The sequence below is a fragment of the Anaerofustis sp. NSJ-163 genome (assembly GCF_024135845.1).
Taxonomy (GTDB): domain Bacteria; phylum Bacillota; class Clostridia; order Eubacteriales; family Anaerofustaceae; genus Anaerofustis; species Anaerofustis butyriciformans.
Map to the genome: position 1 here is coordinate 405,601 of NZ_JAMYJV010000003.1, position 13,681 is coordinate 419,281.

The window sequence follows — 13,681 nt, forward strand, 5'->3', positions numbered from 1 at the left end:
GAGAATATTCTCTTTAAGAAGGAGTTAGACGTATAATGTATTTAATAATAGTAGAATTTCTGATGCGAATGTCTTTTGGCGAACATCTATATTTTATTTATGAATGGATAGTTGAGCATACATATATTATTGGATGTATAGGCTTTTTATATGGTTGTGTTCTGTTTTATGGTGCGGTTTGTGCGAAAAAATGGATACCAAGAGATTTTAATGATTTTGTATTTATTGAAAGTTCAAAGATACTTAAAAACAATTCATCTATAAGTATTGATGATTTATCAAAACAAATTTATGATAAATGGGTGGAACACGTTCCTAATTTACCAAGTAAATACAGAATACCTTCTAAAAAAGGCTGGTGGATTGTAAAACCAACAGTGCAAGCTTTAGAAGAAGATTTAAAAATAAACAGACAATCCATAGTAACTATGTTTAAGAATAATAAAAAAGAAGAGATGGCATCTGAGAAAAATTAAATATATAAAAGCAGATACTTCTGATATACACTATTATATAAATGTGTCTAAGCTGCTTTGTTTAAATGAAGTAAATAAAGGGGAAATATAAAAAATATTTCCCCTTTAATATTTTCATTATCAATTTTTATTTAGATTTATGAAAATTTAGATAAATACTTTTAAGTTCAAACAAAAATATTTTTGACAGTTTATAACTTTTTTCATAATATTTCTTTTTCACAATTTTATATCATCATGGGGAAAAAAATATTTTTTGTTTTACATTTTTATGTTCTATAATAATTTAACTTAAAAATGAAATATTATCAAATAATATGTTCATAGTACATTTTATAAAAAAAACGTACTATGGTTAAACGTTTAAAGTTGTGATAAAATATATATATATAATGGAACAAATAAAATATATTACATAAAAGAAATTTTTTTAAATAAAAAAGACAAAAAAAATAAATAATAATACTTTGTAAATTTTAAATGTATTATTATTTATTTGTTACAATTTGTATACATTTTCTGACAAAGTTTATAAATTTCATTTGTAATAATATATGTTGCTTAAATTCTGGAAATGCATACATATTGTAAATGTATTTTTATACATAAAATTTTAATGTTTTTACTTTTATCTTTATTTTGTTCATGTTGATATATTTTAGTTCGTTTATTTATTTAAAAGACAGGAAATGGAGGAAGGTTATGAAAAAGAAAACATTGAAAGACAGGTTGTTTTGTGTTTTTTTGTCTTTATTAATTATTTTTACATCATTGCCCTCGAGTATTTTTGCGAAAGTTCAAGATGATGTTTTTGATACAAATGGACAAAAAGATTCTAACGTAATTGAAGAAGTTGACACTAATGACGTATATGTAGATTGGGAATTTGAAAACAGTGAAATTACTTCTTCGCAAGAAGGGATACTTAACATTGAAGCTAAGCTTAATACTGATAATGTCAAAGATATTAATGCTGTAAGTGTTGAGATTGTTTTGACAAATGATGAAGCAATTGCTTTAGGTATATTATCAGAAGATGGATTGAAATTAAATGAAGATGCTTTTAAAAGTGAAGTAGAAAATAGCGAAAATGGACTTGACTCTTTAGGAAATAATATACTTCCTAAAATGGAAGAAGATAAAAGTGTTCATTTGGTGATTGGACTTGATAAGGAAAATTCTTCTTTATCTTATCAATATAAATTTAATGTGCCAAGTAGTTTAACGCTTCCTTTTACAATTAACGTTGATGAAAATGATATTGTAGTAAATGCAATGGGACAAAGCAGTGAGGCAATTGATGGCGTTAATGTAGAAAAAAATACGAATAAAATTACAATAACCAAAGAAGAACAAAAAGAAGATTTAAATAATGATATTAAAGAAAATAAAGCTTTAAAAGAAACAGAAAGTTTAGAAAACAAAGCTATAGAAGACAGTGTTACAATAAATAGCTATTTAACAAATTTTTCTAAAGAAATTTTTTGGGTGGATAACAACAACGAATCTTCAATCAGACCTAATATTTCTTCCTATTCTCAGCCTATATTACAATTCTCTTTTGATGGAAAAACGTATAAAACTTTAACCAAAGACAATATGGAAGAAGTGGGGCTACAGTCTTATCCTAAGTTTTCTGTAGATAACACAGGTGTTGGAGTATATACTATATCGGCAGGAAACCGTGTATTACCATCGAATGTTACCTATGAAGATATTTATGGAAATAAGACTTCATATGATGTAAGCTGGGAAATCATACCGACTGATGTAAGCGGATATGCGATGGTTGAAGTAACAGATGAAAATAAAAATGAATATCCTTCTGTAGATAATACAGGCTGGTATTACATTTTACTTAGAGACCTTCGCTTTACTTGTGTTGCCAGAATGGGGGATAATGATCATTGGGAAGAAGTAAGTGATGCCCTTTTAAATGATTTCCGTCTTGTAATAGAAATAAAAAATAGAAGATATGAAGAGCATATTCTATCAGAATTTGAAAACACATATTTAACAGATCATCCTGATGATGACAGTATGACATTAGCTATTGATAATACATGGAAATATAATATTGATGGCTCTTTAATTACTTATTATATAGAAGAGATTCCTGATAGTTCAGGTAATGCTGACAACAAGGTTTATGTTGAAAATGCTTTTGATGAGGATGATTATTTGTCTGTAAGTTATGACAATTCTTCTTCTCCTAACTATGGCTCTAGGATAGATAATTTATATAGTGAAGGAACTGTAATACTAACATTAACAGGTGAGAAAACCTATGAAGCAAAAAAAGTTTGGCTTGATGATGGAACGACTGAAACAAAACAGGATAGACCAAGCGGTATTTTCCAATTATGGAGATATCGTGAAGGTACATCTTTTTCAACTGCTTCTGTTGTAAGAAATGATGATGGAACGATGGTTGAAATTAAGCTTAATAATGCTACTGATGAGCAGACTTTAATATTTGAATTAGATGGAAGTCGTAATTTGCCAAAATATGATGCTGAGGGATATGAATACTTTTATGTTTTAAGAGAGTATCTTGAAGGTGATAATGCAGGAAATTATGAGCAGGTTTTTGGAAGTGTTGATCAAAACGGAAATATTACAGACAGAGTTGATATAAACGGAGAAATTAAAGATACTACAAACACTTCAGATAGAGCAAATAATAATGATTTTATATATAACGGCGGAGTTATAACAAACAGAATAAAAGGAACCGTTTCAACCGAAGTTACAAAAATTTGGGAAGCTTCATCTTTCCAATCAGGATTTGATGATGTCAGTGTAGAATTCTCATTACAACAAAGAGTAAAAGGCACACAAACGTGGATTAATACGACACAGACTTTGGTAATGGATGATTTCTATGCAGAAAATTTGACTGACACAAAAACAAAATCTATGCCTAAATACGACAATCTAGGCAGGGAACTTGAATACAGATGGGTTGAAAGCGGTGTATATAAAGCAGGCGGAAGCAACCTGTTTAAAGCAAATGCTGACGGAAGCGGAACTTTTGCCCTTACATTGGATAACAGGGAAATAGAATTTCTTTCAACTCCGACAATAGATGAGGATAATCCTCAGCATACTATTGTTACCAATACCATAGAAAACACAATAAAATATGATGTGATAAAAAAATGGCATGATGCCGATGGGCATGAGATTAATGCTCCGGCAGGGGCAAAGATTAAGTTTAATATTTATCAAATGTTAAATAATGAATATACATATGATGATCCCGTTGCCGTATTTGAAATGGACGGTGTTGTCGATACTGATAAAACTTTGGTAAATGCTAATCTTGGAATATATGCACAGGAAATTTCTCCTTGGATGGTAAGGGTAACGCCTTTGGATGAATTTAATGAAGAAGGAATGCAGTATGAATATTTCTTAACAGAAGCAAATCAGGATTATTTACCTGATATGGAAACCACAAGGACAGTAGAAGGATATGAATCAACTATTGTCAATGCACCGGGACCTGGAAATAGAATACTTGTTGCAAAAGGCTGGATAGACGACAGCGATATTGCTCATAGAGAAAATGTAACAATTTCTGTATACAATAGAGAAACCAATGAAAAAATAAATGAAGTTACATTGGGTGATGGTGTTTGGTATGATTATGTCGGTATAGGCAATTTAAATGAAGAGAACGTCTATATTTTGGAAACAAAAGTAGGGGATACAAATATTCCTTTGGATACATATTATTTGGATCAGGGACAGACTCCGAACTATGATAATCCTAAAGCTCCGGATGAATATGATGACGAAGGTGATACCAACTATACGTCAATTCAATATGAGACACAATATCATAGATATGACGTAAAATATACTAGCGAAGAAATAGGCGGTGAAAAAGTATATAAAGCCGTTAACAGAAGACTTGGAAATATAAATTTAACAGTAGAAAAAACATGGGTTGACGGAGACGGTTCTCTTAGAAGTGAGATTCAAAAAGAATTACAAAATATTGAAGAAAACCAAAATGTTTCTCTTTCTTTAGTTGCTCAGCTTGATTTTGCAACCGACAATAATCCTTCTTATTATAAGATAACAAGAAACGGTGTTGATAATGCGGACAGTGTTGTTATAGGCAATTCTGATAACTATGTTGCCATAAAAGATAATAATGGAAATAATGTTTCATCAACACAAAAAATTCTATGGGCAGACGGTGAAAATAGTAAATGTTATTTCTTTAATCTTCCTAAATATAACAAATCCGGTTCTGTTGCAAGTTATAAAATAAGCGAAGTCTGGGTAGATTCGAACGGAACATATGTTGCACTTTCTACGATAAAGAATAAATATCCAAAATTATATGAATTATACAGTCAGTATTCTTCATCTATTACATCAGATGAGTATACTGTCGGAGATCATTTTGCAAATGATACACAGGATATTAGCATTAGGAATGCATTAACGGGTTCAAAAACTTTATCATGGGAAAAAGTATGGAAAGATGATTATATGTTCGAAAACGGACATAGAATGGACTTGTATCTTGATATTTATCAAGTAACTCATGAAAAAGATGAAAATGGAAATGTTGAGGAAAAAACTTCATTGTATGTTTCTAATTATAGATGGGTTTATAGTGATATAGAGGGTAGTGATCCTGTTGATCAATGGAAAGTACTCTTTAATAATGTTCCAAAATATGATGATTTGGGATATGAAATTATGTATTATGCCGTTGAAAGAACTAATGTAGATTTTAAAAAGTTTGATTATCAGGTAGGGAATTATTATGTTGTTGATGAAGAGGCAGAAAATCAATCTATATACCTGGGAACAAGAGATGAAGTAGATAGTGAGTATGAAGATTATGTGCTTGATTTATCAAATGTTCAAGATAAGCCAAACGTATCTGATTATGCAAACTATGCTTTAATTGAAGGCGGTATATTTGAAAATACAATATATTCTGATTTAACAATTCAAGGTCAGAAAATATGGTCTGCAGTACCTTCTTCTTATCCAAATGAAGACTTGCCTGGCGTTACATTTACTTTGTATCAAAAACTGGCATCAGAAAGCGGGGATGGAAGTCCTGTAGCAACAATAACGGTTGATAAATGGTCAGATATATATAAAAACGGTTCATATTTATTCCAAGTATTATATTTGGGTGAAAATGCTTTAGATTCAAATAATGATACTATATATGCCGGTCAAGGAGAGGCAAAGAAAATACCTAAATACAATGAAGACGGTAAGCTATATTCTTATGAATTAAAAGAAAGCGAAATTTATTGGGCGGACGGTGCAAATCCTGCAATAGAAGATGTATTTGACAATAAAGATAACCATACTTATTTAGTTGAAAATGCATATAACAGTAAAAAAGGCGAGCTTTCAATAAAGAAATTTATGGAACTTTCATTTGATGAAAACGGAGATCCTAAAGCTTTCCCTGGAGTAACATTTACACTATACCGTACTTATACGAAAAATGACGGAACTACCTCGCAGAAAGAAGCTGTTATGTATAAGACATGGACGGCAAATGAAGTTCAAAATGCGTATGAAACTAAGCATTTGCTTGGTTTGAATCCTGATGCGGGAACAGATGCAGACCCTCTTGAAAAAGAAATTTTATTTGAAGATTTGGACATATATGCACCAAATGGCTCCAAATATGTTTATTCAGTGGAAGAAAATAAGAATTATCTTGGAGGTATTGATAACTGGGTTGTTAATACAGATTTTGAAAAAGAAAATATTCCTAATATAAAAACCGATACATATGCCGGAATAGAAACCGGAGATTTATATCCTTCAAGTGAATCATTGTTTGGTCCTGCCCCAAGTGCAACATTTGTAAATGCACCTGATGATGTTAGAGATACTGTTAATATAAGAGGGACGAAAGTATGGAATGATTATAAAGATACTTTTGGATTTAGACCTGGTGATATTGAGCTTACCCTTTATAAATATGCAAATGAACAACCAGGGCAGGGTAACTCTATTTCGGAAGAAAAGGTTGATGAAAGTCTATATGAAATAACTTGGACTCAAAAAAGCGAAAATAATTGGACTTATGAAATTACCGGCAAGGTTACGGGAGAACTTGAGAAATATGCTCCGAATGGTATGGTTTGGAAATATGTTGTGAAAGAAACTCTTTCTTCTGATTCTAATTATGTCGTTTCTCCTTCAGACGGTAATAGTTACTTAGGAAAAGTAACTGAAAATAGGAGAGAAAATGATAACAGTAATATTATTATGAATAATTTATCAAATAATATTACAACAAATATTCCATATAGTAAAAACTGGGTAGATAATGACGGAAATATAATAGACAATGATTATTTAGGATATGACCTTACGGTAGATTTTGAACTTCAAGTAAGCGAAATGGATAGTTCGGATAAAAGTTATAAAAATGCTTATGAATATTTTAAAGATAATTTAACCGAAGCGAATTATAATGCAATATTTAACGGTTATCAATTTGATAGAAGTTTAACCGGAAGAATAAACGACAGTACAATATGGGGCGTAAATAAAAGTTATGCGAATTTACCAAGAATTATTATAAAAAAAGATGCTCAAAACAATGAAGTTACAAGGCTTCAGTACAGAGTTTTAGAAAAAACAATTCATTATGGTAGTGATGACAGTGTAGCAAGTCCTACAACAGTAACAGTCGTTGAAACTAATAATGGCTCTGGTTATATTTATAACTTTAACGGAGGAATGTTTACTCCGGCATACTGGGCAAATGGAAAAGATCAACCGGAAACAACATATAACAATAATGCTACAAGGGTTATGTATAATCGTTTGGAAACAACGAGCTTTGAATTTACGAAGAATTGGGTAGGAGATAATAACAATATTTATTCTCAAAGACCAAAAACATCTCAAAGCGGATATACATGGCAGGCAAGCTTTATTGTACAAAGGAAATCTGCTGCGGGTGACTGGGAAAATGTTGAAATATATGCAAGCAATCAAACAAGTAAAGATATGATTGTAACCATATATGGAACTAATAGCGATGAAGACAACAGTGTTACAACAACCGTAAGCGGACTTCCAAAGTCTGATGTAAACGGAAATGAATATGAATACAGGGTAAGAGAACTGGACAGCAATTACACTTTAACAGACGGGCATGTTAAAGATGAAGATATTGTTGGAAACAATGGAGATAATACTTATAACTCTACTTATACAACAACTTATAATAGCAATACAGTAACAAATACCCTTGATTCAACAAAAGTTTATGCTTTGAAGAAATGGAATCCTTCTTCAAAAGAAGTAAACGTAACATTAGAAGTAAAATATCTTGCTTCTAATGGAACAACATGGAGGTCTTTTTCTACACCGGCAAAAGTAACTTTAACCGCTAATCCTGTAAGCAATCCTACAAAACCTTATTATGAATGTGAAGAATGGAGAGCTGTATGGAACGATTTACCTCTTGTTGTAAGCGGAAGTAAACTTGATGCAAATGGGCATACTCAATATAAAGTTTTTGAAACAGTACCAAGCGGATATATCCAAGAAAGTACAAATGAAGTTTCCATAGATAGTTATACTCAGTTTGAGTTTACAAATGTCGAATCAACTTCTTATAGTGTTGAAAAAGTATGGTATGGGGTAGATTCCACAAAACAAGGTATTGTAAGAGTAGGACTTTATAGGACAATAGGTGAAATTGGTGATTCCAATAGTGAACCTGTAATGCAAAGCGGCACAACAAATCAAATGACAGTACTTCTTACAAAGACTAACTTAAAAGCAACATTCAATTCTCTTCCTAAGTATGACGTAAACGGTAATGAATATATTTATTATGCAAGAGAATTATCAATAGACGGAATAAGTATAGAAAATTATGATTATCGAATACTAAATAATGATGAAGCAGGCAAAACAACAATAACAAATATTGGCAAAAAAGAAATAACCGGAAAGAAAATCTGGCAGGATAGTTCCAATGAATACAACACAAGACCTTATGATATCACAATTAACATATATAGAAGCGTAAAGGGAAGCGATAAAGTTAAACTTAATACCGCTCCTATATGGACAAATACAGATACAGATGAATGGGAATATAAGTTTGAAGGACTTCTTGCAACAGATGATAACGGAAATATATATACTTATGAAGTTGAAGAAGTTGTTCCTGAGGAATATGCTGTAACATATGATGGATATAATATTATAAATACATTAAGTGATACCATAAATATTCCTATTAAGAAAGTCTGGGATGATATGGATAATTACGATAAAGTGCGTCCTAAGAATATTAAAGTTGAACTTTATGCAGATAATGTAAAAGTTAATGAAGCAACCTTAAAAGGAAAAACAAACACATGGGAATATGTATTTGAAAATCTGCCTGAATACAATTCATTAAATAAAAGAATTGTTTATACCGTAAAAGAAGTTGAGGTCCCTGATGGATATAAGGTAACATATGATGGCTATACTATAACTAATTACAGAGATGTTGTTATAGATGACAAAACACGTAAATCTTCCGATGATACCGACAGTGCAGCAACTTCGGACATGAATAATATTAATTTATACATAATCTTGGTATTATGCTCATTTATGGTAATTGGAATTGTAAGCAGCAAGTTAATCAGAGATAAACGTTTTAGAAAATAGCATAAAAAGAAAAAAGAGAGGATAGTCTCTCTTTTTTCTTTTTATTTTAAATAAAAATAGAATATATATAAAAAGGTTGTTGATTAAAATAGTTATTGTGCTGTTTTGTTATTGGAGAGCATCATGATATAGTTTAAATACTTTGAAATATTTTCATTTTGAAACTAATCGAAACATATTGAAAAAAACATCAAAATTGATATAATGTATTTATATAAATACAGATACAGAAAAGGAATGATTTAGCATGGAAAAAAACGAAATAATATCAAAAGGCAAAAAAGTTATTGAAATGGAGAGATATGAACTTGGAAGATTAATGGATTCTCTTGATGATAACTTTGTTAAAGCCGTAGAAATGATAACTGACTGTAAAGGTAAAATTATTTTAACAGGAACGGGAAAATCAGGTTTAATCAGCAGAAAAATTGCCGCAACACTTTGTTGTACAGGTAAGCCTGCATTTTTCTTAAGTGCTTACAACTGCGAAAATGGGGATATCGGAGCTATTCAGCCAAATGATTTAATTATTGCTATTTCAAACAGCGGAGAGACAAATATTTTAAAGGAATTGGTTATTCCTTCAGCAAAAACAATTGGAGCAAAAGCAATTTGTTTAACAGGAAATACAGAGTCTACACTTGCAAAGCAATGTGACGTTGCATTATATATAGGAGTAGAAAAAGAAGCTTGTCCAACAGGTGTAAATGCTACAACTTCAACAACAAATACTTTAGCAATGGGAGATGCTTTGGCGATGGTAAGTGAAGAAATAAGAGGTGTTACAAGAGAGCAGGTTCTCTTCTATCATCAAGGCGGCGCATGGGGCGAAAAATTAAAAGAAGAATTTGAAAAATAATTAATGTATATAATAAAAACACACTGCAAAAAGCAGTGTGTTTTTTATTGTTTATTATTTTATATTTATGACTATATTTATAAAAATAAAACAAGAAAATTTCAATATGTATTTTTAATATTTTTAATACCTAATTTTTATTGTATTTTTTACCTTGATATGCTTCTCTTATTTTAAATTCATGATGAAGAGTGTTTAATACTTTCTTTTTGTTTCCACTCCAAAGAGGAGCAATAAGAATTTTCTTTGGTCCGTCTCCGGTTATTCTATGAATTACTATATCTTTTCTTAAATGTTCAATACAGTCAATTACCATATCAATATATTCATCCATGGTATAAACTTTAAACTTGTTTTCTATATAATCTTTTGCAAGATCTGTATTTTTTAGAACATGAAGAAGCTGAAGTTTTATGCCTTGTATATCTTTTTTGTTTAAGTATTCTATTGTATCTATTATATCTTTTCTATTTTCTCCGGGAAGTCCTAAAATAGTATGGACAATAACATCTATGTTTTCTTTTCGTAACTTGTTTACAGCTTTCTCAAAACATTTAAGATCATATCCTCTTCTTATATATTCTGCGGTTTTTTCGTGTATTGTTTGAAGTCCCAGTTCTATCCAAACGGGTTTTATTTTATTTAGTGAGCTTATTAGTTCAATAATATTATCATCTAAACAATCCGGTCTTGTTGCTATGGAAAGGGCAACAATATTGGGATGATTTATTGCCTCGTAAAAGACTTGTTTTAGATACTCAAGTGGTGCATAGGTATTTGTATAAGCTTGAAAATAAGCAATAAAATCAGAAACATTGGATTTGTTTTGCATTATTTTTATTTGTTTGTCGATTTGGGTTTGTATGCTTTCTTTACTTTTACCCGCAAAATCTCCGCTTCCTCCTCTGCTGCAAAATATACATCCTCTTGTATCTATTTTTCCGTCTCTGTTTGGACAAGTCATTCCTGCGTTAATTGAAACTTTGTAAACTTTTCTGTTAAACCTTTCTTTTAACATGCAATTAAAAGAGTAATAAGGTTTATCTTCCCACTTTATTTTTATGTTTTCTTTCATATAAATATGATATCATTTAAAAGTTTTTTTTACAATATCATGATTTTTTTATGATTGTTTTTTATAAAATTATCATAAAAATTTATAAATTAAATAAAAAAAACGCGAAATAAAAAGGATGAAATCGTATAAAATATTATTATTTCTTTCTTTTGGAAAATAATGCAAAATGCTTGAAAATTTTTACATAAATGCTTATAATAATTGGTAATAAGAAATAAATATAATTAAAGGAGAAAAGAAAAATGGTAAAATTATCACCTTCAATTTTCGGAGCTGATTTCGGTAGATTAAACGAACAAATTAAAGCTGTTGAAGACTGTAAAGTAGAAATGTTACATATTGATGTAATGGATGGGAACTATGTTCCAAATATCGCATTTGGTCCTGATCAAATCGCTATGCTTAGACCAAATACAGACTTATTCTTTGATGTGCATATGATGGTTAGAGAACCAGACAGATACATTGAAAGAATTGTTAAAGCCGGAGCTCAAATGATTACTGTTCATGCGGAAGCTACAACTCATTTACACAGAAGTTTAATGCTTATTAAATCTTTTGGAGTAAAATGCGGTGTTGTTTTAAATCCTGCAACTCCACTTGATGTACTTAAATACGTTTTAGATGATGTTGACATGGTTCTTTTAATGACTGTTAACCCAGGTGGCGGCGGTGGAAGCTTTATTCCTGGTATGGTTGAAAAAGTTAGAGAACTTAAAGAAATGATCGGAGACAGGGACATTGATATAGAAGTTGACGGTGGTGTAAATACCGAAAATGTTAAATCTTTGGTTGACGCTGGTGCGAACGTAATTGTTGCCGGTTCTTTCGCATTTACAGGAGACGTTGAAAAGAATTTACAAGCTTTAAGAGAAGCTGCTGATAAATAATTTTATTTAATTAATAAGGAGATGAAATAAAATGAAAGCTGCAAGACTATATGGAGTTCAAGACTTAAGATTAGAAGATGTTCCAAAACCTGAAGCAAAACCTGGTGAAGTTTTAATTAAAGTTAAAGCTGTTGGTATTTGCGGTTCAGACTTATCAAGATATCGTAGCCACGGACCAAAATTCCCTGAAAAAGGAATCTTTACTTTTGGTCATGAATTCAGTGGACAAATCGAAGCTGTTGGTGAAGGCGTTACTAAATTTAAAGCTGGAGACAGAGTAACTGCTTGTCCTGCTCTTCCTTGCTTTGAATGTGAATATTGTAAAAAAGGTGAATATGCAAGATGTATGACACTTGAAGTTATCGGAGCCGTAAGAGACGGTGCTTATGCTGAATATATTACAATGCCAGAAGTTAACGTTGTTCCAATTCCTGACAATGTAACATATGAACAAGCTGCTGTTATCGAACCTACAGCTGTTGTATATCATGGTTTATATAAAACAAAGATGCAACCTGGGGATGATGTAGCTGTTATGGGTTGCGGTCCTATTGGATTACTTTCAATTTTAGTTGCAAAAGTATTCGGTGCTAAAAGAATTATTGCAATTGATATTATGGAAGAAAAACTTGAATGGGCTAAACAATGCGGTGCTACAGATGTAGTATTATCTAAAATAGATGATTACAATTCAGCAAGAAACGGTGTGCTTGAAGTAACAAACGGAAGAGGCGCTGATATCGTTATCGAATCAGGCGGAACTCCAATCACATCTGCTCAAGTACTTGGTCTTGGATGTAAAGGTGCTAAAGTATTATACTTAGGCATTCCTTACGGAGATGTTAATATTCCAAGAGAATACTTTGAAAAAATCGGAAGAAGCGAACTTACTGTATATGGTTCTTGGAATGCTATTCAACAAGGATTCCCTGGGAAACCTTGGACTTCTACCGTAGCAGCACTTGAAAAAGGATTAATCGATTATAGTCCAATAATTACGCATAGATATGCACTTGATGATATCGAAGAAGTATTTAAAGCTAATTTTGAAAGAAAAACATTATTTGGTAAGATTATGTTCTTCCCAGAAGGAGTAGAAAAATAATGGAAGGTCAATTTAAAACTATTGCAATCGGTTCTGATCATGCAGCAATCGAAGAAAGAAAATTACTTATAAAAGAATTAGAATCTTGGGGAATCAAGGTTATTGATATGGGACCTGATGCTCCTAAGCCTCCTGTTCAATTCTCTTTAATAGCAGAAAAAGTTGCTCTTGAAGTTGTTAATGATGAAACAGGAGAAACAGGTGGTATTTTAATGTGTGGTAACGGTGTCGGTATGTCTGTTGCCGCAAATAAAGTTCCAGGTGCAAGAGCTGCTGTATGTAACGAATTATTTACAGCTAAATTTGCTAAAAGCGATACAAAACTAAATATTTTAACTATGGGAGCTAGAGTTATTGCTCCAAGAATGATGGCTGAAATAGCTAAAGTTTGGATTGAAACAGAATATTCAAAAGAACCAAGATTTACTGAAAGACTTGGTGTAATGGCTGAAATGGAAGCAAAATATCGTACAAAATAAATTTAGTTTAAGACAATAATCCTAAGGAAGACATATTGCCTTTTCTTTAGGATTTTGTTTTTATTATTGACCCTATTATTAAAAAAAGGTATAATAATGTAAGAAT

The 13,681-nt window shown here is 31.1% G+C and carries 7 protein-coding genes; 6 read left to right on the top strand and 1 reads right to left on the bottom strand.

Translation table 11 applies throughout. The annotated features are described in order from the left end of the window. Nucleotides 1–35 precede the first annotated feature (35 nt). The 3 genes from M6G78_RS05415 to M6G78_RS05425 all read left to right on the top strand — a co-directional run bounded on the left by M6G78_RS05415 (nt 36) and on the right by M6G78_RS05425 (nt 10,023). Entirely contained in the window at nt 36–476 is a 441-nt protein-coding gene (locus M6G78_RS05415) for a hypothetical protein (RefSeq protein ID WP_138268916.1), read from the top strand. Between the two features lie 702 nt (nt 477–1,178). Next, the gene (locus M6G78_RS05420) at nt 1,179–9,164 is read left to right on the top strand and encodes a Cna B-type domain-containing protein (protein ID WP_253229825.1); all 7,986 of its coding nucleotides are present in this window, start codon (nt 1,179–1,181) and stop codon (nt 9,162–9,164) included. A gap of 247 nt (nt 9,165–9,411) precedes the next feature. After that, nucleotides 9,412–10,023: an SIS domain-containing protein gene (locus M6G78_RS05425; protein WP_138268914.1), complete on the top strand. Its 612-nt coding sequence runs from the start codon at nt 9,412–9,414 to the stop codon at nt 10,021–10,023. 130 nt (nt 10,024–10,153) lie between these two features. On the opposite strand, the gene M6G78_RS05430 is transcribed toward M6G78_RS05425, so the two are convergent. Next, complete coding sequence (locus M6G78_RS05430; protein ID WP_253229826.1) at nt 10,154–11,098, bottom strand: TIGR01212 family radical SAM protein; 945 nt, start codon at nt 11,096–11,098, stop codon at nt 10,154–10,156. Nucleotides 11,099–11,343: 245 nt separating this feature from the next. Between M6G78_RS05430 and rpe the strand changes: the two genes are divergently transcribed. Genes rpe through M6G78_RS05445 form a run of 3 tightly spaced genes read left to right on the top strand, consistent with a single transcriptional unit; the run spans nt 11,344 to nt 13,575 of the window. Then, nucleotides 11,344–11,991: a ribulose-phosphate 3-epimerase gene (rpe, locus tag M6G78_RS05435; RefSeq protein ID WP_253229827.1), complete on the top strand. Its 648-nt coding sequence runs from the start codon at nt 11,344–11,346 to the stop codon at nt 11,989–11,991. A gap of 31 nt (nt 11,992–12,022) precedes the next feature. Then, nucleotides 12,023–13,096, top strand: a complete 1,074-nt coding sequence (locus M6G78_RS05440; protein ID WP_138268911.1) for a galactitol-1-phosphate 5-dehydrogenase — start codon at nt 12,023–12,025, stop codon at nt 13,094–13,096. Then, complete coding sequence (locus tag M6G78_RS05445) at nt 13,096–13,575, top strand: RpiB/LacA/LacB family sugar-phosphate isomerase (protein ID WP_253229828.1); 480 nt, start codon at nt 13,096–13,098, stop codon at nt 13,573–13,575. Before M6G78_RS05440 ends, M6G78_RS05445 begins: the two co-directional genes overlap by 1 nt. Nucleotides 13,576–13,681: the final 106 nt, after the last annotated feature.